Annotated in this window: 19 protein-coding genes and 1 pseudogene; 12 read left to right on the top strand and 8 right to left on the bottom strand. The window is 35.4% G+C overall.

Annotated features, from left to right (window positions below):
• Window positions 1–59 precede the first annotated feature (59 nt).
• The 4 genes from F6K15_RS00215 to F6K15_RS00200 all read left to right on the top strand — a co-directional run bounded on the left by F6K15_RS00215 (window position 60) and on the right by F6K15_RS00200 (window position 6,032).
• Window positions 60–1,982, top strand: coding sequence for a hypothetical protein (locus tag F6K15_RS00215; protein WP_293055565.1), 1,923 nt, complete (start codon window positions 60–62; stop codon window positions 1,980–1,982).
• 631 nt (window positions 1,983–2,613) lie between these two features.
• Entirely contained in the window at window positions 2,614–2,868 is a 255-nt protein-coding gene (locus tag F6K15_RS00210; protein WP_293055562.1) for a SemiSWEET transporter, read from the top strand.
• A gap of 806 nt (window positions 2,869–3,674) precedes the next feature.
• Complete coding sequence (locus F6K15_RS00205) at window positions 3,675–5,315, top strand: radical SAM protein (RefSeq protein WP_293055560.1); 1,641 nt, start codon at window positions 3,675–3,677, stop codon at window positions 5,313–5,315.
• A 306-nt stretch (window positions 5,316–5,621) separates the two neighbouring features.
• Window positions 5,622–6,032, top strand: coding sequence for a hypothetical protein (locus tag F6K15_RS00200; protein WP_293055557.1), 411 nt, complete (start codon window positions 5,622–5,624; stop codon window positions 6,030–6,032).
• Between the two features lie 228 nt (window positions 6,033–6,260).
• Here the strand turns inward: F6K15_RS00200 and F6K15_RS00195 are convergent, their stop codons facing one another.
• On the bottom strand, window positions 6,261–7,334 hold the full coding sequence (locus F6K15_RS00195; RefSeq protein WP_293055554.1) for a DUF3466 family protein: 1,074 nt from the start codon (window positions 7,332–7,334) through the stop codon (window positions 6,261–6,263).
• A gap of 1,088 nt (window positions 7,335–8,422) precedes the next feature.
• The gene (locus tag F6K15_RS00190) at window positions 8,423–8,575 is read right to left on the bottom strand and encodes a hypothetical protein (RefSeq protein ID WP_293055552.1); all 153 of its coding nucleotides are present in this window, start codon (window positions 8,573–8,575) and stop codon (window positions 8,423–8,425) included.
• A 486-nt stretch (window positions 8,576–9,061) separates the two neighbouring features.
• On the opposite strand from F6K15_RS00190, the gene F6K15_RS00185 reads away from it, so the two are divergent.
• Window positions 9,062–9,505, top strand: coding sequence for an SRPBCC family protein (locus F6K15_RS00185; protein ID WP_293055549.1), 444 nt, complete (start codon window positions 9,062–9,064; stop codon window positions 9,503–9,505).
• Between the two features lie 12 nt (window positions 9,506–9,517).
• Entirely contained in the window at window positions 9,518–9,727 is a 210-nt protein-coding gene (locus F6K15_RS00180; protein ID WP_363267002.1) for a zinc ribbon domain-containing protein, read from the top strand.
• A 370-nt stretch (window positions 9,728–10,097) separates the two neighbouring features.
• Here the strand turns inward: F6K15_RS00180 and F6K15_RS00175 are convergent, their stop codons facing one another.
• The gene (locus tag F6K15_RS00175; RefSeq protein WP_293055546.1) at window positions 10,098–10,778 is read right to left on the bottom strand and encodes a DUF2834 domain-containing protein; all 681 of its coding nucleotides are present in this window, start codon (window positions 10,776–10,778) and stop codon (window positions 10,098–10,100) included.
• Window positions 10,779–11,056: 278 nt separating this feature from the next.
• Window positions 11,057–11,428, bottom strand: coding sequence for a metal-sensitive transcriptional regulator (locus F6K15_RS00170; RefSeq protein WP_293055544.1), 372 nt, complete (start codon window positions 11,426–11,428; stop codon window positions 11,057–11,059).
• Between the two features lie 80 nt (window positions 11,429–11,508).
• Here F6K15_RS00170 and F6K15_RS00165 point away from each other — a divergent pair.
• Together F6K15_RS00165 and F6K15_RS00160 are read left to right on the top strand one after the other, a co-directional pair.
• A pseudogene (locus F6K15_RS00165) lies at window positions 11,509–12,714 on the top strand (HhoA/HhoB/HtrA family serine endopeptidase); the annotation flags it as partial.
• Entirely contained in the window at window positions 12,712–13,185 is a 474-nt protein-coding gene (locus tag F6K15_RS00160; RefSeq protein WP_293056129.1) for a PDZ domain-containing protein, read from the top strand. The pseudogene F6K15_RS00165 and the gene F6K15_RS00160, both read left to right, overlap by 3 nt.
• 382 nt (window positions 13,186–13,567) lie before the next feature.
• Here the strand turns inward: F6K15_RS00160 and F6K15_RS00155 are convergent, their stop codons facing one another.
• A complete protein-coding gene (locus F6K15_RS00155) occupies window positions 13,568–13,744 on the bottom strand; it encodes a hypothetical protein (protein WP_293055541.1) in 177 nt (58 codons plus the stop codon).
• A 211-nt stretch (window positions 13,745–13,955) separates the two neighbouring features.
• Between F6K15_RS00155 and F6K15_RS00150 the strand changes: the two genes are divergently transcribed.
• On the top strand, window positions 13,956–14,846 hold the full coding sequence (locus F6K15_RS00150; RefSeq protein WP_293055538.1) for a DUF4384 domain-containing protein: 891 nt from the start codon (window positions 13,956–13,958) through the stop codon (window positions 14,844–14,846).
• Window positions 14,847–15,051: 205 nt separating this feature from the next.
• Here F6K15_RS00150 and F6K15_RS00145 read toward each other — a convergent pair whose 3' ends face one another.
• Window positions 15,052–15,456, bottom strand: a complete 405-nt coding sequence (locus tag F6K15_RS00145) for a type II toxin-antitoxin system VapC family toxin (protein ID WP_293055535.1) — start codon at window positions 15,454–15,456, stop codon at window positions 15,052–15,054.
• Window positions 15,446–15,661: a hypothetical protein gene (locus tag F6K15_RS00140; RefSeq protein ID WP_293055532.1), complete on the bottom strand. Its 216-nt coding sequence runs from the start codon at window positions 15,659–15,661 to the stop codon at window positions 15,446–15,448. Before F6K15_RS00140 ends, F6K15_RS00145 begins: the two co-directional genes overlap by 11 nt.
• Before the next feature lie 245 nt (window positions 15,662–15,906).
• Between F6K15_RS00140 and F6K15_RS00135 the strand changes: the two genes are divergently transcribed.
• The 3 genes from F6K15_RS00135 to F6K15_RS00125 all read left to right on the top strand — a co-directional run bounded on the left by F6K15_RS00135 (window position 15,907) and on the right by F6K15_RS00125 (window position 21,894).
• Complete coding sequence (locus F6K15_RS00135; RefSeq protein ID WP_293055529.1) at window positions 15,907–16,284, top strand: DUF433 domain-containing protein; 378 nt, start codon at window positions 15,907–15,909, stop codon at window positions 16,282–16,284.
• 93 nt (window positions 16,285–16,377) lie between these two features.
• The gene (locus F6K15_RS00130) at window positions 16,378–20,226 is read left to right on the top strand and encodes a CHAT domain-containing tetratricopeptide repeat protein (protein ID WP_293055526.1); all 3,849 of its coding nucleotides are present in this window, start codon (window positions 16,378–16,380) and stop codon (window positions 20,224–20,226) included.
• A gap of 648 nt (window positions 20,227–20,874) precedes the next feature.
• Entirely contained in the window at window positions 20,875–21,894 is a 1,020-nt protein-coding gene (locus tag F6K15_RS00125) for a VOC family protein (RefSeq protein ID WP_293055523.1), read from the top strand.
• 470 nt (window positions 21,895–22,364) lie between these two features.
• Here F6K15_RS00125 and F6K15_RS00120 read toward each other — a convergent pair whose 3' ends face one another.
• Window positions 22,365–22,532, bottom strand: a complete 168-nt coding sequence (locus F6K15_RS00120) for a hypothetical protein (RefSeq protein WP_293055520.1) — start codon at window positions 22,530–22,532, stop codon at window positions 22,365–22,367.
• Between the last annotated feature and the right edge of the window lie 4 nt (window positions 22,533–22,536).

Raw genomic sequence — 22,536 nt, 5'->3', positions numbered from 1 at the left:
TTATTTTCAATATTGGAAAAACTAGAAACAGAAATTATTCTTGATAATCAGAATTAGATTTGTTACAAGAAAACCAACTAACTGAGGCGTTTTTTATTGCACAGAAACAAAAACAAAATAAGGAAAATGAGGAAAATGAGGTTAAAAGATTAGAAGATGAGTTATTAGCTCTCAAAGCAAAATATCAAGTACCTAAAAATGTGGAATATAGTTTTTTGCATAAACTACTTCTTAAGCTTGATACTAAAAATAAATTAACTAATTCAGAAATTAAATTACTGAAAGATTGTAATCTTCAGGAAACTTTAGCGATCGCTAATCAAATCAAAGAATTTGCAGAGTTAAAAATTAAATACCATGCTACTAAATATCAAGATTTTTTCCCGGATAAATTGTTTGATATTCTGAAAAAAATTGACTCAGCAGAGACATTAAGTAAGCAAGAATATAATTGGTTATCGAATCATGGTTTATTGGAAACTCTAAAAATTTATTTGAAGCAGGAGAAAGAAAAACAAAAAGAGGTTGAAGGTAAGTTTGCAGAACTAAAAGATAAGTATCAAGCTACTAAATATCCCGATCGATCTATCTCTAGTCCATTATTTTCAATATTAGAAAAACTAGAAAAGGAAACTATTCTCGATCGATCAGAATTAGATTGGTTAGAAGAAAATCAACTAACCGAGACGTTTTCCATTGCAAAGAAACAAAAACAAAATAATGAGGAAGTTAAAAGATTAGAAAATGAGTTTTTATATCTCAAAGAAAAATATAAAGTACCAAAAAATGTGGAATATAGTTTTTTACATGAACTACTTTTTAAACTTGATACTGAAAATAAATTAACTAATTCAGAAATTAAATTACTTAAATATTATAATCTTAATGAAACTTTAGCGACCGCTAATCAAATCCAAGAGTTTGCCGAGTTAAAAATTAAATACCATGCTACTAAATATCGAGATTTTTTCCCGGATACACCATTGTTTCCTATTCTGAAAAAAATTTACTCAGCAAATTTGTTAAGTACGAAAGAATGTAATTGGTTGTCAAATAATGGTTTCTTGGAAACTCTAGAAATTTATTCCGGTCGGGAAAAACAAAAACGAAAAAGAAAATTTGCAATACTCAAGAAAAAGTACAAAGTGACTGAATTTGAAGATTCATCACCTGATAGTAATTTGTATAAAATTCTCCAAAAAGTAGAGCAAGTTGAGGGACTAACAGAGGTAGATATTGATTGGTTAAAGTTACATGGTTTGACTGAAATTATTAAAGTAGCTGAAGAAAAATATTTGGAAAAAGATTGGATAAGACTCCAAGATAAATATGTAGCTACAGTCGGGGAATTAAAATTCGATCCTTTCTACAATATTCTTAGTAAGTTAGATAAAGGAGAGCGATTAGACAAATTAATGGTTACTCAGTTAACAACTGAGAATTTGCTAACTCCTGGTAGTAAGATTACAACTACTTATTATCAGATTGAGGCTGATTTTTTTGAGGAAGAATTTAAAAGAACTAAAGATAAATGGCTAATCCCTAAAATTAGTAGTTACTGGCGTAAAGCAAATCTATCATTAAAAGCATTAGAAATTACAAGTAAAAGTAAAGTCAATTTAGAGAAATTAAAGGATAATGACCTTAAGTCTAGAATACTTGTAACTAGAGGTGCTGCTTTTAGAGATGTTAGACAATTAAATGAAGCAAAAAATCTTGCTTTACAAGCGCATGAAATAGATTCTAAAAGTCATCATCCTTGTACTTTATTGGGGGCTATTTGTTTTGGTCTAGGAGAATATAAATATGGAGATTATTGGTTTGAAGAGGCACGAAAAAGAGGAGCTGATACAAAAGATATTTATCAAGAAATTAAGCGATTAGTTAAAGAGACTAGCAACAAGAATAAGCGAAAAGAAATTATAGAATATCTACTGAAAAAAGATAAAAGGAAATATGCTTGGGCTAAAAAATATCTATAGCATTAATCAATATCAGCTTAGGCGGTTTAATTAATTAATAGAAAGTAGATGATTTTAATAGTTTTGTGTAAGTGGGATGGGCATCTTGGCCGTTCTTAATATTTTTGGGCAAGCAGGATGCCACTTATATTCATCCCGCCTCTCCGTAATGCCTTAATTAGTGGTTATAATGGGTATAAAATGATAGATATTTTTATGCAAGGGTAATCTCTTAGCAACCTATCTAACGAAGGAAAGAATTACTCTCATAAATTTTGAGTGTTTCTTAGTAATATTAAATCAGGTTAAACACTTATTATATAGTTGAGAGTAGGGGAATAGGGGAATAGGGAAGATTAAATAGACATCTCCAATAATAAAAAATTCAATCAATTATTGTACATAAATTATCAATTACTTCCCTATTTTTATACTGATTTTAATGTTACAAATTGAAGTTCGGAATGTGGGATACAATGTCCCTACTCCCTCTTTCGGTAGAGATGTCTAATATTGAAGTAATTATAGAATTTCAACAGATATTATAGAATCGAATTCTATGTGTAATTAACCGGATTTAATATCAAACAATTATTTCCAAAATTCTATAAAATTATGATTTAGTAATCGCAATTAATTATTGATATTTATTATGAACTTAGTCACAGCTTTAGGACTACTAGCAGGCAGTTTAACAACTATTTCATTTTTACCTCAAGTTATCAAAACTTGGCGCACTCGCTCCACAAAAGATATTTCTCTAGAAATGTTTGCTATTTTTTGTTCTGGTGTATTGATCTGGATAATTTATGGCATTCTGGTTAAAGATTTACCTGTTATTTTTACTAACGTTGCTACACTGACTTTAGCTTCCCCGATTTTGTGGTTTAAATTAAAGTATAAATAACTCGATATATAGCAATATGATTTTAGTTCTGATATCTTGGAGACTTTTGTTTTAATGAATAGGGAATAGGGAATAGGGAATAGGGAATAGGGAATAGGGAAGAAGAAAAAAAACGAATACATAAGAATAAGATAAGTTCTATCTTCTATACTTCAAAGGAATACCTCAATTATCACATCTGATTCCTGATTGCTATACTTCTCAGAAAAAGTATTGATTTGTAATTGTTTTAGGATTTTGTAATACAAATTACCAAAAATAATATACTTCCAATGGGACTTCATTTATTAAGTAATAATCATAATAATTCAGTAATGTTTGTAAGGATTATCGGCATTAATCCAAAATATATTATGTCTTTAAAGCCTACTCCCTACTCCCAAGGAAATGTAGCAAAACTTTTGAAAAATGGTATAATTGGTTAGTTATTTCTGGCATCCTGTACTCGGCTATTTATTAGAAGTCAGAGTGAATAGCTTGAATACCATTTTTTAGGTCGGAAATTATCTTTTTTGTCAAAGAAAAATCTGCTTTCAAGGGTGAATAGTCATTTGCCCCTACTACCTTTATTATTCATAATATTCCTTTTTACTCTTAGTATAAGAACTGATAATATCATGTTCGGTTGAAGACTTATAAATAACTTTTGTGAGGAGTTAGGATTCAGGAGGAAAAGAGAAAATATCGGAGGAAAGTAAAGATAATCTTAGTATTTATTTGGTACTATTGGTACTATCGGTACTGTTAGTCCTTAAATTTGATTTATAACTGATAACTGATAACTAATAACTGATAACTGTTTAAGTATGTCTACTAATATATTTAATACTGAACGTTTACTCTTCACTCCAGCAATACCTGAATCTAATGCTATTCCGATTATTTTTGCTTTTCCTAATGAATATACTGTAGGAATAACTAGCCTTGGTTATCAGATTGTTTGGGCAACTTTAGCAATGCGTTCCGATCTACAAGTTAGTCGTTTATTTACTGATATTAATGAACCTCTTCCACCAGAAGTAGAATTATTTGGTTTTTCTATTTCTTGGGAACTTGATTATGTGAATATTTTCAATATTCTGGAGTCTTTAGAAATTCCTATTAGAGCTAAAAATCGTTGGGCAACAAATTATCCAATAGTATTTGGTGGGGGACCTGTTTTAACGGCAAACCCTGAACCTTTTGCTGATTTTTTTGATGTAATTTTATTGGGAGATGGAGAGAATTTATTAGGGGATTTTATTGAAGCTTATAAAGAAATTAGGGGTGCTGAAAAACAGGTACAATTAAAACATTTATCTCAAGTACCTGGGGTTTATATTCCTAGTCTTTATGAAGTAACTTATGAAAGTGTTGATGGTGCTATTAAATCTATTGAACCTATAGATAAAGATATTTCTACTGTGGTGCAAAAACAAACTTATCGGGGTAATACTTTATCTGCTTCTACTGTCGTGACTGAAAAGGCAGCTTGGGAAAATATTTTTATGGTAGAAGTGGTGAGAAGTTGCCCGGAAATGTGTCGTTTTTGTTTGGCAAGTTATCTGACTTTACCATTTAGAAGTGCTAGTTTAGAAGGGTCTCTAATTCCTGCTATTGAAAAGGGATTAACTGTTACAAAACGTTTGGGTTTATTGGGAGCTTCGGTAACTCAACATCCTGAATTTGATAGTTTATTGGATTATTTGAATCAGCCAAAATATGATGATATTCGGTTGAGTATTGCATCGGTAAGAACAAATACGGTGACGGAAAAATTAGCAAAAATTTTAAGTAATAGAGATACAAAATCAATTACTATTGCTGTAGAAAGTGGGAGCGATCGCCTGCGAAAAGTTATAAATAAAAAGTTGGAAAATGAGGAAATTATTGCAGCTGCTGTTAATGCTAAAGCTGGTGGTTTAAAAGCAATTAAATTTTATGGAATGGTGGGGTTGCCGGGAGAAGAAGTAGAAGATTTGGATGCTACTATAGAAATGATGTTGGCTTTGAAAAAAGCTACTCCTGGTTTAAGATTAAGTTTGGGATGTAGCACTTTTGTACCGAAATCTCACACTCCTTTTCAATGGTTTGGAGTTAATTCTCAATCAGAAAAAAGACTGAAGTTTTTGGAGAAACAACTACGGTCAAAAGGGATAGATTTTCGCCCAGAAAGTTATAAATGGTCGATGATACAAGGGTTAATTTCTAGGGGAGATAGAAGGTTATCTAAATTATTAGAATTGGTAAGAAATTATGGGGATTCTTTGGGAAGTTATAAGAGAGCTTTTAAAGAGTTGCGTGGGGAGTTACCAGAGTTGGATTTTTATGTTTTTAATGATTGGAAGTTAGAGCAAATTTTGCCTTGGAATCATATTCAAGGTCCTCTACCAATAACAACTTTAAAGAAACATTTAGCAGAGGCAATAGGGGAAGTCAGAAGTCAGAAGTCAGAAGTCATAAATTAGAAGTTAGAAGTCATTTGCAAGTTCTTGGAAGCAGACTATTCATTATCCCTCAAAAGCTGGAGAAGGTCTTGAAGAATTTGAAAATGAAGAAATTATAGCAGCAATTGTTAATAGTATCTAATAAGTTTCTGTTTGTTACAGTAATAACTAAGATTGTAGTAACTTAATATTACTACCACATATTTTTTAACTTAGAAGTATCTAACAACAAGGAAAAAACATATCTAGTTTCATGGGTAAAGACTGATGGATCAAGATAAAATTATAGTTATCAGCAAATTTGAGTTTTCATAAGAAAGGTTTGTTTTGGCTTGTACTGGTGGATGTTTTCAGTATTTACCTGCTCCTTGGGAGTTTGAAAAACTTTTGCTAAAAACTTTAATAGAATCTAATTCCAAGGAAAAATGGCAAAAGTCACTAACTAATTTTTATCAAGATAATCAGCATGATGATGTTAATCTTTTGGTTTTGGTTTGTTCATTAGGAAAGAATGAGCTAGATTTTCAATATTTTCATAGTGCTTACCAGTCACGTTTAGAACATCTAGATAAAAATTATAATATTCAAAGTAAAAGTAGGCGTAAAGATGCAACAGAAGTCAAAGAAAAAATCAAATCAAGCAAAATTAGAAAAAAAATCAAAGTAGAGGTTATCAGCAATGGCAAAAAAGAAAAAACTAAAGCAATTCTAGAGCCTTATCTTATACCTGAAAATTAACCAAATCTTCTAGGAAAATCCCCTTCATTTTAAATCTAATGAAATTACTTTTTGTTTGCAATTACTCAATCAAAACTATAGCTTATTTTATCCTAGTAAAAACAAGCTATGACCTTGTAGCTTTGCCCCTATTTTTAGAAGCAAAGCGATATGTATTAAAGTTTGAGAATGAATTATCTAGGACAATCACTACCTATAAATATTTAATTGTATTATCTATTATCTCTATTAGGAAATAGGTGTCAAAAGAAAAGCACAACAACTTTGACCTTTAGTTCCCCATCCCACAATTTGCCCATGACTATTAATAGAGCGCGCTTCTGTCAGAACCCAACCGGAGGACGGATCGATCAAATCATTTAGGTCTTGCATCTTATTAACACTATCCCAAATAAAAGCTCTTTGAGCAAATTCTTCTTGCTCCGTATTTATTAGCTTGTCAGAAGAACCAACTATTACACCAGAATCATTAATACTATGAGCTTCACTGTCAAAAAATTGTAAGTTGGCATTATTAGAAATAGTACCAAGGTCTTGAAATTCTTCAGTGTTATTCCACAAAAAAGCTCGGTTATTGTGTTGAGGTACAGAATAAAAACCAATAACCTGACCAGACATATTAAGATCTGAACCTAAAAAACCTGGTAATTCTTGGATATCTTTGTCACCATTCCATATAAAAGTTTTTACGATTAAATCTGAAGAGACAGAATACCCTACTACTTGACCAGAATAGTTAATTGCGTAGGCACTACTTTCTATATCATCAGAAATACTAAGATTTTGTATGCCTTTTGTCTCATCCCAAATAAAAGCTTTTCTTTGACCATTATTGGTGACAGAAAAACCTACTACTTGACCAGAATTATTAATACCATAAGCCTCACTCAAATTATTACTTTTGGCATCAAGGCAATGTATGCCTTTTATCTTATCCCAAATAAAAGCTCTCCGTTGACCACAATCAGATACAGAATAGCCGACTACTTGGCCATAGTCATTAATACTATAGGCACAGCTAGAATCATTGCCAATAGTACCAATATCTTGCATACCTTCTTTAAGGTTCCATACAAAGGCTTGTTTTTGACCTATATCGTTAATTGAATAACCGACTATTTGAGCAGAATCGTTAATATCTTTAGCTACACTTATACCACCTCCAAGTGTTCCTAAGTTAGTCAGATCGTAGTAAGAAGCAGCAGTAGGATTTAATGGTTTTACACGTGGCATCAGTACTTGTACTGAGGCTGGGGATGGTTTGATTTTCAGATTTATAGATTGAGGTAAAATCATAGTCATTTGTTTTGTAATTTATTAGGGGTCATCTACATTTTCGTTTCACTACTTAATTAATCAAGAATCAAATAAGTAATTACGTTCAATTTCATAATAAATCAGCCATTTATGTTAGTCTTTTTTGAGACATTTTTTTGCTCCCATGAAGATTTTTTACTTGAAAGTTTAATCACTTAACTTAAACAACATCATAAATTAATAAGGCTTTTATAGCTATACTTAACTGAATATCTTTATTCCATCTTCATAAAACTAGCAATTATTTTAAATTTGCTTTACCAAATCTTTATAAGATAAATTTGTCAAAAGTATATAATTCTATATCAATTCCAAGTCTGCAATATCTCTAACTTTCTACTGGTCATGTTCGACTTTACTCAAATTGCTATGTTGCTAACTATACATTGTTTTTCTATACAATATTTTTCCGTAAACCCGTAAATTGAATTAGTAGGTTGTGGATTATTAAAAATATATAAAATTGAATTTTAATTAGCAAAACAACTTGTATAAAAAAGTACAATCCATACTTAATTAATAGACTAATTTGCAGAAAGTAAAATTTCTTGAAATAAAAAACTCATCTAACTTTAGAGATGTTGTTGTGTCAGATTAAGTATTTTTGATTAGTTTTTGACATTAGCTTCTACTTCTAGTCTGAGACTAGAGTACTAACCACCAAAAAGCCAAGTAGAGCTGTAACTTCAGGGACAGTTAAAATAGCAATTTGGTAATCGCCTTACAGAGAAGTAGCTCTTACAGTAATACCAATAATGGGTAAAATCAGTGACTATCAAGTGCTGTACTGATAAGCAGAAGGAAGAAGGCTTTACTTTAGTTATCTATGAGAGAAGGAAGAAGGAAAAATCTGGCGTTGTCTGAGCTTTAAGCTTTTGATATCTCCTTAACCTCTCCTTCGACTGCTATATAGCATTACGCAATTATGTTAGGATATTGTTGAAGGCCGAAACTTATGAGAAGTCAACTTTTGAATACATGACTGTCTTGAGTTCGTCTTACCCAACTGTTGGCATAGTCTTTGCGGAAGCAACGGAGACCGACAAATTACGCACTCGATGCATGACTTTTGACTAAAGTCCAGTTTCATTTATTTCACTAATTATTCCTGTTTCTACAATATATCCATTAATATTGTCTAAGTTGAAGAATGCTGCCAAAGCATTAGGAGCAGCAAGAATACCCAAAGTAGACAATACAGTAGTGATCGCTAGATAGCTTTTCATAGAATACATATTTTGGAATACAGTTCTAACCTGAGTTTTTGACTAATATTATGTGCTAACTCCGGGGGAGCTACGCTATTGGATAATTACTGATATACATGATCGCGATCGGCAGTATAAAAAAACACGCTCATACAGTAGATTCCTCGCATAAGAAGTACAGAGATTAACAATTGAATTAATGCAAGTGCGGGCATCTTGCCCGCGATGGGTGTACCTCACCCTTAGTGGAATCTGTATATATTTTCCCTTGTCTCCCATCTCTAAAAATTACTTAAACTCTCTAATCAAGAATCATATACCTTGAATATGGTTCTTGAATATTATTATGGAATAAAATCAGTAATATTGCTGTACTCTCAGGGCCAACTTTACCAAATCTTCATAATTTTATAGTCAAATACACTTAAATTTTAAAGATTTAGTAAAGTTTGGAATAAAAATAGTTCAGAAAACAATAATTGTGATAACTCTTGAGGATTAAGAATGTTGCACTTTCGGTATTCAACGTTAATCAATGCACCAGTTGAAGTTGTTTGGGAATTTCACGAACGTTCCGATATTCTGCAAATTCTGACACCGCCTTGGCAACCAGTCCAAATCATCCGTCGTCAAGGTGGACTGGAAATAGGGGCCATATCAGAATTTCAGATTTGGCTCGGTCCAATTCCTGTGAAGTGGGTGGCCGTACATACAGAGTGTGAAAAATATCGTCTGTTTACTGATGAACAGAAAGAAGGGCCAATGGCTAGTTGGACTCATCGTCATCAGTTTAGTGAAGAAGATGGTAAGACGAGGTTAACTGATGCGATCGCTTTTTCTTTGCCTGGAGATTGGTTAGCGGAATCTTTTTTAGGTTGGTGGGTAGATTCTCGACTAGAGGATATGTTTCGGTATAGACATGATATGACAAAACGGGAATGCGAGTAGGGGAGTGAGGGAGTGGGGGAGTGGGGGAGTGAGGGAGTAGGAGAGCTAGAATATAAGTGCGAATGGTATGGTTCTGGGCTAGTGGTAGTTGATAGATTTTTTCCGTCATCAAAAACTTGCTCTAACTGTGGTCATGTCCAAGATATGCCCTTGGATATGAGAACTTATGATTGCCCAGAATGTGGGTTGTCAATCTTATTGAGATTTAAACGCCAGTATTAATTTGAGAGAGCGAGTGCGTAATTCTGAGGTCTCCTCAGAATTACGCACTCAAGAAATGCGGTCGGGCAAGACCCGTCAATGCCTGTGGATGAGTAACCGCCGACGGCCTCAGTAGAAGCAGGAAGTAAACATTAAAATGTCAATTGTTATGACGTTTTATATCGGTTTTATGAAGCAGCTTTTATTCTGGATTGATATCAAATCCGGTAGCATTGGTATAATTCAAGATTAGGGGAAAATAGTCAATATTGTAGGGGCGTTAACGATAGTTATGCGAAGCAAACGGCCGTTCGCCTATATTTCAATGTTTTTAGATTTAATCAGCAAACCCATTATTAATTATTAATTATTAATTATTAATTATTAATTATTAATTGTTGAATGTAGCTTCTTGTTGATTTGATATTGTAGAGGCATCTGCTGCTAATAGAGGTGAACGTACAGACAAATAAATTAATGGACCTAAAAGTGGAACTAATGCTATCCAATACCACGGATATTTTTTCATTCCTCGCCTGCTCATATCATCTCCTAATAAAGTGGGAAATAATAGACACAATAGACAAAAATCTAGACTCATTACATGAATAAATCTACTACTTTGCCACTGTTGAATAAAATCTTCCCAGTCGCCATTTGTTAAACCGTATATTAGTAATAAAATTGTAGCTAATGTTAAAGAAATTCCTAAAATTCGAGAATCTAAAATATTTAAAAATAAGTTCTTTTTTCCTGAAAAATTTGGATTAGGTTGACGCCATCCTAGATAGGGTAAAATAGCAAATGCTCCGACTCCAAATGATAATGTTGAAAATAACCAAGCTGGTGTTTTTTGTCCTCTGCCATCAAAGAACATTAAACAACTGTAAATCAATGGCCATATTCCCATAATATTAAATAGAGATACAATCAACGGATTGATATTTTCCCATTGACCTGTTGACAATTTTTGAATTAATTCAAAAGTATCTGGTTGGTCAGGAGGTGCTAGCATAAATGCGTAAATGCTAAAACCAATCCAAAGTAACCACAAAGCTATTTTTTTTAACATAAGTTGTTTAATGAAATCTTTTTCTTGCTTTGCTAAAAAGTCAAATTATTTGATGGAATATGATGAAATTTACTGTTGATTTTGCAGCTAATCGATAACTGAATTTTCTAGTCAAACCATTGATTTAATTTTAGTGGATAAAGGTAAAAAATTATCATTTTCCTTATAGGTTTAATACCCCACCGTCAACGGGGGTGCTTAAAATTGTTTGGGGGAGCGAATCGATAAGAAATTTTCTCTCCTGACTCCTGACTCCTGACTCCTGACTCCTTCTTCAATTAAGGTAAAAATCTATCTAAAGCTGACTTTAAAGCTGCCATCTCAACATCAATATCTCCATCTTGAGTTGCCCGGGCAATACAATCAGATAAATGGTTATCTAAAACCATACGAGCTACTCGGTCTAAAGCACCACGAACAGCAGCTATTTGTACTAAGACATCAGGACAAGGACGACTATCTTTGATCATAGTTTTAATTCCTCTAACGTGCCCTTCAATTCTTGATAATCTATTCACAAGACGTTGTAGGGATTCTTCACTATGAACATGAGGATGAGCAGAACAGTTGTGGTTATGTTCCGAATTTGACTCTGCTTTGGCTTGATTATGAGGTAGCTGTTCTTTTTGTTGTTCCTGAGATAACACCATGGATTTTTAGTATAATATAGTTAGGATTAGGATTATTATAACACTAATCCCACTCAGTTAGTCAATCAAACTTTAATGCTATGAAATTGCAGAAATTTTCTCAAATAACTACCAAAATAGCTTCTCAATTATTGGCCATTCTTGTTGTTTTTACTTTAATAGTTACTTGTCTGCCTACCCTTCCAGCAATGGCAGCTTCAAGACTATTCCAAGGATTATCAAATCCTCAGTTATTAGCATTGCAAACTTCACCAGAAAATCTAAATACTAGAAGTAGTAATAGTTTTGTGACAGAGGCAGTCAATAAAGTTGGTTCAGCTGTGGTGAGAATTGACACAGAAAGATTAATTACTCGCCCAACCAATTCTTTTTTTGAAGACCCTTTTTTTGAACGTTTTTTTGGTAGTGAGTTACCAATAGAACCTCCTTCACAAGAATTGTTAAAAGGTCAAGGTTCTGGTTTTATTGTTGACTCGAAAGGCATAATTTTAACCAATGCTCATGTAGTAGATCAAGCTGACAAAGTTACTGTGAGTTTAAATGATGGGAGACAGTTTATTGGAGAGGTAAAAGGAACAGATGAAGTTACAGATTTAGCAGTAGTTAAAGTTGAGACAAAAGGTGAAACTTTACCAGTAGCAACTTTAGGTGATTCTGACTCAGTACAGGTAGGAGATTGGGCAATAGCAGTAGGAAATCCTTTGGGATTTAATAACACTGTTACTTTAGGAATTATTAGTACCTTAAAACGTCCTAGTTCAGCAGTAGGAATTCCTGATAAAAGATTAGATTTTATTCAAACAGATGCAGCGATTAATCCTGGAAATTCTGGGGGCCCTTTGTTAAATGGAATAGGTGAAGTAATTGGGATTAATACTGCAATTAGAGCTGATGCTATGGGTATTGGTTTTGCTATTCCCATCAATAAAGCGAAAGAAATTAAAGATGTATTAGCTCGTGGAGAACAAGTACCTCATCCTTTTGTTGGTATTCAGATGATTACTTTAACTCCAGAAATTGCCAAAGAAAATAATACTGACCCCAATTCTTTTTTAATTTTGCCAGAGGTAAATGGAGTTTTAGTGACAAAAGTATTGTCTGGTACTGCGGCAGAAAAAGCAGGCATTCGCAGAGGAGATGTAATTCTAGAAATTGACAATCAACCAATAGTTAGTGCAGAACAATTACAGAGGAAAGTTGAAGCTGGTGGTGTAGGTCAAAAATTACAGTTCAAAATTCTGAGAAATGGTAGAGAAAAACAGTTATTTGTTGTAAGTGGACAAATGATTTCTTCTGCTCATGTAGTAGATAAAGTTGACACAGTAACTGTGAGTTTGAATGATGTTAGACAGTTTATTGGGGAAGTAAAAGGAACAGATGAAGTTACAGATTTAAAAGAAATCAAATATATACTAGCTCGTGGAGAACAACTACCCTATCCTTCTGTTGGTATTCAGATGATTTCTCTAACACCAGAAATTGCCAAAGAAAATAATGCTGACCCCAATTCTATTTTAATTTTGCCAGAGGTAAATGGAGTTTTAGTAACGAAAGTATTGTCTGGTACTGCGGCAGAAAAAGCAGGCATTCGGAGAGGAGATGTCATTGTAGAAATTGACAATCAATCAATTGTTAATGCAGAACAATTACAGAGAAAAGTTGAAGCTGGTGGTGTAGGTCAAAAATTGCAATTTAACATTCTACGAAATGGTAGAGAAAAACAGCTATTTGTTGTAAGTGGACAAATGATTTCTTAGAATGTAGTAATACAGCAGATTCCAAGTATATGAAGTACAGATATTAATAATTGAATGTTCCCAGTGCGAGCATCTTGCTCGCGTGGGTGTACCTCACCAAGATGGCATCCGTTGTATCTGTTAAGGCAAGAATAGTTAGGGAGCAAGATGCTCCCACTTTTTCTTTGATTTATATATTTATTTATCCATTCTACAAAAAGAATTATAGCAGTCGCCACTATAGTTAGGACATCAGGTAATTATGATGATTTATGACGCGAGCAAGATGCTCGCACTCATTGTTCTAACCCCCTTGGCAGTTGCTATAATGTCAGCTAAAGACTTCGATCACTATACGTTCAACAATTATTAATTATTAATTATTATAAACGTCCCTATTTAATTATTCGTCGGTATCTTTTAAGCTGATTAGTAAAACAGATATACTAGATGTCATAGTTACTCCACTTTCAATAGCTTGACTAATTTTTTTGGTATTTTGATTAGTGCTAATTGATAGGATGCTGAAAACACCTCCAGCAAGAACTGAGATTAATAATTTTTTCTTCGATTTATACATTTTATCTTGTTAAATTATTCAGTTCAAATTTGACATTTTTAATCTAACAAAATTAGCACTCACTGAGAAGTGAAAAAAGTCGAATAATGTAGAAGTAGAAAAATGTAGAAATAAGTAGAAAAAACTGTTTTAAATATCTATTTCCATGGCATTGATATTAAATAATTTGCTAGGGTATAACTGTACTAAAAATTTAGGGAAAATTAAAATTATGGTCAGTTCAGACTATAAAGATAATGAAAAAGAATTTCTCAGGGCTATGGCAGTTAAGTTTTGCTTTTCTGGTAATACGGAACTAGCTTTTTTTGAACGTCTCTACAATACAAATGTGCAAACTTGGGAACAACTGGCGGAGGATTTGAAGCCACAACTGATAGAAAATGCTAAAAAAACAAAAAATGTTGTGCAATTACTGAAAGATTGCTGGAATAACAACATCTACTCATCCCTCACTAAAGAGATGGAAAACGATGGCTATCAATTTAATGGGAAAAACAAGTGGCAGTTTGTTAGAAAATGGTTAGTTGAAGTTAAGTATCCAGAGTGGTTGAAGGAAAAACAAAAGTTGGAAGGACTTTTACAAAGACTACAGTTATTAACAATTTCTGGCCTCTGGGAAGAGTTAAGATTTCGGGCTGTTTCAACTAATAAAATGGGTCCTGTTATCCCAAAGGTTAGCGACATGAATATGTATACACCTGATTCTAATTATCGTAATACTATACCTCCGGGCACTGAGATTAAATTTGAGGTACAGTTGGAACGTCCAGGATATTTAACTCTATTAGAAAAAGGTACTACTGGCGAATTTTTCTGTTTGTCTCCATCATCGCTTTTTGCACCTTATCCTAATTTTAAAAAGGCGAGTAAAGTATTGTTACCAATGGAGGGAGCACCTATAGAATTTTTTGAACTGAGTCTTCAACCTGGGGTTGAGGAGATAATAGTGGCGATCGCTCCTGAACGTCCAAAGTTAGATTGGTTGCCGAAACCAGATCAAGAACCTTTGCAGTTACAGGGAAAGCATTTACAGGAATTTTTGGTATATTTTGAGTGCGAGTCAGACTGTACCTTGTGGTATATGAATTATAAAGTAGCGTAGATGTAGGGTGTGTTTAAGCGAAGCGTAACGCACTAGCAGAGTTTATTGTGATTTCTGACAATGGGAGCTAGACACTGATTTGGCCACGGATGTACGGATTTATTGTTGCTACTGAAAGGTTTAAAACCTGAACTTTGAAGTTTTAAACCTCAACTGATTTAAACTTTTTTATCTATTACATAAAAAATCTGTAAAATCTATAAAATCAACTCATTAAAGTCTGAAAACCAGCTTGTCTGAAATGGCGATCGCAGGTTAAAGCTTGGGTAATATTTGCCTCACGCATAACTACAAAAGAAATACAATCTACTAATCCCCAAGATTGATCTTGGTAACTTTTGTACAAAGTAAATCCTTTGTCAAATAATTGAGGAGTTAACCGAACAATTTCTATTTCTTGGGAACTCAAAAAGTGTTCGATTATTTCAATCGCTTTATCTTTATAATTTCGTGCCAGAGCATTACCAATTTCTAGCAAAATGGCATCGGTACTTAATAAAGGATAGCCATCAAAGCGATCGGCTAATTCCCTAGCTTGTTGGTGGTATTGGTCTCGCTTATTGATTAAAGCTATTACAAATGAGGTATCTACAAATGTTTTATTCGACACTTTTCTCTCCGTTTAGATACAAATCTAAATTAGCAGCAAAATCTTCTGGACCGTCTATTTGTATACTTTTCAATTTAGACATAAATGTAGATTTTTTTTTAATCGGTTTTGCCTCTGCAAACTTTTTAATTAACCAGTAGAGTTCCTCGAAATATTCTTCTGAAATACTCTCTATTTCTGCGTAAATTTTTTCTTTATTGGTCATTGTTTTACTCCATTTAAAAAACGATCGCCTCTATTTCCCGAAAAAGGAATTGAGGGAAAAAATTGCCTTAGATGGGTATTATACCAAATTAAGCTTATGTTAGTAGAAGTTAAGTAACTGTAGGTTGGGTTGAGGGAACGTTAGCGGAGCTTATCCGTAGGATAAACCCAACAACAATAACATTTTGTAACTATTTTGTTGTGCCACTTCTCATAATACTTTTCCAATAAAAGGAGCAAATTAATATGTACAAAATTCTACAAGCAACTTGTCAAAATGGCAATCTGATATTTAGCGAACAACTCAGTCCAGAATTAGAAGGAAAAAAACTTAAGGTGATTTTGGTAGAAGCAGATGCTATTCAGGATAACAAGGAAAGTTTAGTTAGCAGTTGGTCTGGTATTGAAAAGACTCCCGGTGTTTGTGGTGGTGATGCTTGTATTGTCGGTACTCGCATTCCTGTGTGGGTATTAGTGAATTATCGAAATTTGCAAGTAAGCGATGCTGAACTGCTCAAGTGTTATCCTAGTCTGCGTATTTCCGATTTAGAAAATGCTTGGATTTATGCTGAAGCTAATACGGAGGAAATCAAACGCGCTATTCAAGAAAATGAGGAAGCTTGAGCTATGGCACGTTTATATGCGGATGAACAATACCCGCTGCCAGTTAATGTTTAATCAAACATAATACAATTATGTAAATAAGGAGAAACTAATATGAACGAAGAACAACTCGCAGAAGCTTATCTAAATTTAATTTGCCAACTACTAACTTGCCCTAATGGCGAGGTGCATGCAACTTTACACGCTAATTCTCAGTTATTAGACGATGCTTTTGTGAAAGTAATGAAATTGGTGGCAGCTAAAATGGCAGAATATAGGGACAGTAATGCAGAATGGTTGCAAAGCTTTGCTGAACTATTAGGAGAAATGATGGAGGAGTGTAAACAGCTAAATGACCAGGTGATTGAACTCTACAACGCAGGTAAATACAATGAAGCAATACCCGTTGCGAAACAAGTGGCAGCATTAGCACTAGCACTCTGGGGAGAAAGCCATGCCAAGATAGCAACTTCCCTCAATAACCTAGCAGAATTATATAGTTCTCAAGGGAGATACTCGGAAGCGGAGCCATTGTACCAACAAGCCATAGAAATCGACAAGATTGCCTTACCTGCTAATCATACAGACTTTGCTAGAGATATCAATAACCTAGCAGGATTATATAAATCTCAAGGGAGATACTCGGAAGCGGAACCTTTGTTACAAGAAGCTATAGAAATTGGTAAAATTGCTCTGCCTGCCAATCATCCATCCTTCGCAACCTACCTCAGTAACCTGGCAGAATTATATAGTTCTCAAGGGAGATACTCGGAAGCGGAACCTTTGTTACAAGAAGCTATAGAAATCGACAAAATTGCCCTACCAGCCAATCATCCATCCCTTGCTAGAGACCTCAATAACCTAGCAGAATTATATAAATCTCAAGGGAGATACTCGGAAGCGGAACCTTTGTTACAAGAAGCTATAGAAATCGACAAAATTGCCCTACCAGCCAATCATCCATCCCTTGCCAGAGACCTCAATAACCTAGCAGGATTATATAAATCTCAAGAGAGATACTCGGAAGCAGAACCTTTGTTACAAGAAGCTATAGAAATCTTCAAAATTACCCTACCAGCCAATCATCCTGATGTTGGCAAAAGCCTGAACAACCTAGCAGAATTATATCGTTCTCAAGTGAGATACTCAGAAGCGGAGTCATTGTACCAACAAGCTATAGAAATCGACAAAATTGCCCTACCAGCCAATCATCCATCCCTTGCCACTCACCTCATCAACCTAGCAGAATTATATCGTTCTCAAGGGAGATACTCAGAAGCGGAGCCATTGTACCAACAAGCTATAGAAATCTACAAAATAGCCCTACCAGCCAATCATCCATTCCTTGCCACCGATCTCAACAACCTGGCTTTACTATATGAGTCTCAAGGGAGATACTCAGATGCAGAACCATTGTTCCAACAAGCTATAGAAATCTACAAAATAGCCATGCCTGCTAATCATCCTTATCTTGGCAACAACCTGAACAACCTAGCAAAATTATATCGTTCTCAAGGGAGATACTCGGAAGCGGAACCTTTGTTCAAACAAGCTATACAAATCCTCAACAAAATCTGCCTGCCTGCCAATCGTCCTTATTTTGCCAGCAACCTGAACAACTTGGCAGAATTATATCATTCTCAAGGAAGATACTCGGAAGCAGAACCTTTGTTCAAAAAAGCTATAGAAATCGACAAAATCGCCCTACCTGCCAATCATCCATCCCTTGCTATCGATCTCAATAACCTGGCAGGATTATATAAATCTCAAGGGAGATACTCGGAAGCGGAGCCATTGTACCAACAAGCCATAGAAATCGCCAAAATATCCCTACCTGCTAATCATCCAGAATGTGCCACCTACCTCAACAACCTAGCTTTGTTACTAGAAAAAACCGATCGCCCTAAAGAAGCATTCAAACTGATGCTCAAAGCCAGCAAAATCCAAGATAAAACTATCCAGGTTATCTTTGCTTCTAGTTCCGAAGGCGATCGCCTTGCCCATATCCAGCAAGAAGTCAGACCTAGTCTTGAGTATTTCCTCTCCTTTGTTTACAAATATTTCTCCCACTCCCAAGCAGCAAAACAAGCAGCATTAAATCTCGTCCTCAAAAGGAAAGCTCTAACTGCAGCTGCTCTTGCTGCTCAAAACCAAGCAGTATTCAGCGAGCGTTATCCCCAACTCCAAGAGATTTTCCCACAGTGGCGACAAAAGTGCAACCAACTTTTAGCATTTACCTATCAAGTACCCCCACCAGAAAAACTGGAAGCTCACAAACAACATTTAGCTCAACTGCAAAAAGAATGTAATGAGTTAGAAAGACAGTTAACGCGAGAAGTGCCAGAAATTGCCATACAGCAACAAATGGGCGATAGACGGGCAGTAGCTTCAGAGTTACCAGAGGGGGCGAAGTTGTTGGAACTCGTGCGATTTCGAGTCGTTGATTTTCAGAATGATAGTGTGCAGGAGGCGCGGTATCTAGCGTTTGTTTTAACTGCGGGAAAACCTTCTGAGGTGGAAATGATTGATTTAGGAGAGGCAAAAAATATTGATCGCCTAATTTCTACTTACCGAAACTCAGTAATAGAGTTACCATTACCACAAAAGATGATGTGGAATCGCAACTCTACCAAAACACCCGCAAAACATTATGTCTACGACTCCCAACCAGGTAAGCAACTACGAGAGGCAGTTTTTGATAAATTGCGGGATAAATTGGCAGGTTGCAGTCATTTAGTAATAGCTCCCGATGGGGATTTAAACTTGGTGCCATTTCAGATATTGCCAGAGGATGATGAGACAACATTGCAAGATGAGTACAACATTAGTTATGTCAGCGTCGGGCGAGAGTTATTGCGCCGTCGCATCAAAACAAAGGGTAAAGCAAACGAACCATTAATTATCGCCGATCCTAATTTTGATTGGTCTCAGGGCGATCCAGGTATTGCACAACCAGAGTCAAATATGGCTGTTTCTAGTCTGAATGTTAGCCAAATGTTCGGAACTCTTGCCAGTGTAAAATTTGAACGAGTGAAAGCAACCGCTGATTTTGCTCTTACTATTGGACAACAGTTAGGAGTTAAACCTTTCTTGCAAAATGAAGCAACAGGCGATCGCCTACTCAATTGTAAATCTCCCAAACTGCTCATCGTTGCTACTCACGGTTATTACTCCCAGAGAAACGAAGAATATTGGCGTTTGTTGAGAGAGTTGCTGAAATGCTCCCAGGAAAAAGAAGCAGAGATATTAGCAAAAAATTATGGTTTCGTTGATGAAGAGTTTCTGGAATATATTGAAGTGTGGCGAAACGTGGAAGATTTTGATAATGAAATCAGAGAATGGTTGGGAGCGATATATGCTTTGGTGAAACAACAGATAACCGCCACTCCAGTAAAACCCCCAGTTAATAACATCGAATTTGAAACCTTCAAACTAAACCGCCACCAAGCAAAAGTCGAAAACCCGATGATGCGTTCGGCGATCGCTTTTACTGGAGCCAACACCTGGTTTTCAGGCGGCCAATTACCCCCAGATTTCCCAACAATGGTATTTGCTCAAGATATTGCGGGTATTGACCTCTGGTCAACAGACCTCACGATTTTAATTGCCTGTCAAAGCGGGTTAGGAGACGTGCAAACGGGAGAAGGAGTTTTCGGGTTGCGTCGTGCATTTGCCGTCGCTGGCAGTAAAACATTAATAATGAGTTTGTGGAGCGTACCAACATTAGCAACTATGTTATTAATGGAGCAATTTTTAGATTATTTAAAAGCAGGTATTAGTCGTGCGGAAGCATTGAAAAAAGCACAGCAATATATCATTAATATCACCGTTGGAGAGTTACAAAAAAGCCAATTAGGTAGCGATATTTTAGCCGAATTAAAGTTAGGAAATAATCTAAAAATTGACATTCAACCATTAGCTCATCCGTATTTTTGGGGAGCGTGGGTGTGTCAGGGAGAGTAAATTCAGTTATCAGTTATCAGTTATCAGTTATCAGTTTTTAGTAGGGATGTTGTATGCAACATCTAAGCCCCCTAAATCCCCCAATTCTGGGGGACTAGAGCAAGCAAATTGACTCTTGTTACCTTTTTAGTAGGGACGTTGTATGCAACATCCAAGCCCCCTAAATCCCCCAATTCTGGGGGACTTTGAGAAGCAAATTGACTCTTGTTCCCTCCAAAATTTGGGGGCTAGGGGGGCAAATTTCAGTCCTCAAAATTGGGGGACTAGAGCAAGCAAATTGACTCTTGTTCCCCCCAAAGTTGGGGGTTAGGGGGGCAAATTTCAGTCTCCAAAATTGGGGGGCTAGGGGGGCAAATTTCAGTCCTCAAAATTGGGGGACTAGAGCAAGCAAATTGACTATTGTTCCCCCCAAAATTGGGGGGTTAGGGGGGCAAATTTCAGATATCATCTAAATATAATGAGATTTTGTACATGAATCAAATAGGATTGTTATATTAATAACTGGACTTAGGCAAATTCTTAGATAACACGCTATTTGTAGAGGACAAATGCCGTTCGCCCCTACTAGATATCACTGTTTTGCGTAAGTTCTGAATAAAAACAGACTTTCTTTTATAGAAGGTCTCTACTTGAAAAATAGCGGTAAAAATGATGAAGAAAAATCCTACTATCAAAGGCATTTACGAAGTTTGTATAGGTATAACTGAAACCTTATCAATGATTCAATATTGGCAACAATTTGGCTATCGCATCGGGCAAACAGGAGAATTAACTGCTCCCATAGTGAAAAATTTATATGGAGTAAATTCTAATCTGCGCTCAATTCGACTCGAACACCAAAATATAGATCATGGTATAATTCGCCTCATGGCTTGGGAAAACCCCACTAATGAAGGTTTAGAAATGACATCAATGAAAGTTTTGGGCAACCGTTGGGGTACGACCTTAACTGCAGATGTTTTGAATATTCTTAACCATGCTGAGGATGCTCAGTTAGCAGGTTTGCCAATTAAATATACTTTTCCTCAGTGGGAAATGATTTTCAAAATGGAGAAAGGTCGCCCGTTTATCGATCCGGTAGTGGGAGTGCGGGAAATGATGTTACTGCAACCATTAACACGTCAGGTATTGTTTCAACGTTTCAATTATACAGTTCCCGAATATGGCAAAATTAATCATCACTCTACTCTCAAAACCAGTCAATTTACCCATGCGGGTATGGTGGTGCAAGATGATAGCAAAGAAACATTGATGTTTTACGAGGATGTGTTAGGTTTGTTGCGATCGCGGGATGACTCAGAAACTACTTATGAAAGTTCAGAAGCAGGCAGGCAAATTTTTGATTTGCAACCGGGGGAAAAGTTTATAGTTACAACTTTTGACGATCCACGGTCCTCAATAAATTGGCAGGAGGCACGCTCTGGCAGAATGTATATTATTCGATTTCCTGAAGCAATGAAGTTGGAAAGCTGTTTTGAATATTCGCGGCCAGGTTGTTTAGGAATGTCTTTGTATACTTATCGGGTAGAGAATATAAAATATTATTTTGACCGAGTTAAAAATTCAGCAGCAACGGAAGTAACAGATATTGTTGATAACGAGTTTGGCGAACAAAGTTTTTCTTTTGTCGCCCCTGATGGTTATTTCTGGAATTTAGTTAGTAAGTAGGAGGAGTCAGGAGTCATATCATGTCCGGTAGCATCGGTATTGTATAGTGAAGTAAGGAAGAAGGAAGAGGGAAGAGGGAAGAAGGCTTAAAAGCTGAAAAAACGTAAATTTCCTGTAGATATTCACCCTTAGTTTTACACAAACGATACCAGCGGACATTATATCAGGAGGGAAGAAGGGAGAGGAAAAAGTTTTTTGATCGCTCTCTTATGCGGACATGATATAACACACCAAAACCCTATATCTATTGTCAATGCCTAAGTCCTGATGATATTACAGCACTTTTTAGGATAGTGAGGTACAGTTTATTAATTCTCTGTTGCCTGTTGCCTAAAGTCCTAAAATTTTGTACCTCAATAACTCCGAAACTACTGTAAGTTCTGATAGTAATAGTAGGTGGAGACAAAAATCATTAGAACGGGAGCAAGATGCTCCCACTAGACTATACGGTGACAAAAATCATTAGAACTTTACCATTTCAACGCACCACTACCACCACTGTAGGACATTCCATGGAACGTCCCTACAACATTTTGCTTGTGAAGATGTGGTTCATCAATGCGACTATAAACCTCTCCCCATCTCCCCATCTCCCCCACTCCCCATCTCCCTTCAGTATTATTAGTGAGGTATCTCAATTTG

Source organism: Okeania sp. SIO2B3, from assembly GCF_010672525.1.
Taxonomy (GTDB): domain Bacteria; phylum Cyanobacteriota; class Cyanobacteriia; order Cyanobacteriales; family Microcoleaceae; genus Okeania.
This window is presented reverse-complemented; position numbering and strand designations above follow the sequence as displayed.

What these genes read in the sequence shown, in the direction of transcription:
- F6K15_RS00190 (WP_293055552.1), bottom strand. Translation starts at nt 8,575, where the DNA reads ATGAAAAGCTATCTAGCGATCACTACTGTATTGTCTACTTTGGGTATT.
- F6K15_RS00170 (WP_293055544.1), bottom strand. Translation starts at nt 11,428, where the DNA reads ATGGTGTTATCTCAGGAACAACAAAAAGAACAGCTACCTCATAATCAA.
- F6K15_RS00125 (WP_293055523.1), top strand. Translation starts at nt 20,875, where the DNA reads ATGATGAAGAAAAATCCTACTATCAAAGGCATTTACGAAGTTTGTATA.
- F6K15_RS00155 (WP_293055541.1), bottom strand. Translation starts at nt 13,744, where the DNA reads ATGTATAAATCGAAGAAAAAATTATTAATCTCAGTTCTTGCTGGAGGT.
- F6K15_RS00130 (WP_293055526.1), top strand. Translation starts at nt 16,378, where the DNA reads ATGAACGAAGAACAACTCGCAGAAGCTTATCTAAATTTAATTTGCCAA.
- F6K15_RS00135 (WP_293055529.1), top strand. Translation starts at nt 15,907, where the DNA reads ATGTACAAAATTCTACAAGCAACTTGTCAAAATGGCAATCTGATATTT.
- F6K15_RS00205 (WP_293055560.1), top strand. Translation starts at nt 3,675, where the DNA reads ATGTCTACTAATATATTTAATACTGAACGTTTACTCTTCACTCCAGCA.
- F6K15_RS00175 (WP_293055546.1), bottom strand. Translation starts at nt 10,778, where the DNA reads ATGTTAAAAAAAATAGCTTTGTGGTTACTTTGGATTGGTTTTAGCATT.
- F6K15_RS00185 (WP_293055549.1), top strand. Translation starts at nt 9,062, where the DNA reads ATGTTGCACTTTCGGTATTCAACGTTAATCAATGCACCAGTTGAAGTT.
- F6K15_RS00140 (WP_293055532.1), bottom strand. Translation starts at nt 15,661, where the DNA reads ATGACCAATAAAGAAAAAATTTACGCAGAAATAGAGAGTATTTCAGAA.
- F6K15_RS00160 (WP_293056129.1), top strand. Translation starts at nt 12,712, where the DNA reads ATGATTTCTTCTGCTCATGTAGTAGATAAAGTTGACACAGTAACTGTG.
- F6K15_RS00195 (WP_293055554.1), bottom strand. Translation starts at nt 7,334, where the DNA reads ATGACTATGATTTTACCTCAATCTATAAATCTGAAAATCAAACCATCC.
- F6K15_RS00150 (WP_293055538.1), top strand. Translation starts at nt 13,956, where the DNA reads ATGGTCAGTTCAGACTATAAAGATAATGAAAAAGAATTTCTCAGGGCT.
- F6K15_RS00210 (WP_293055562.1), top strand. Translation starts at nt 2,614, where the DNA reads ATGAACTTAGTCACAGCTTTAGGACTACTAGCAGGCAGTTTAACAACT.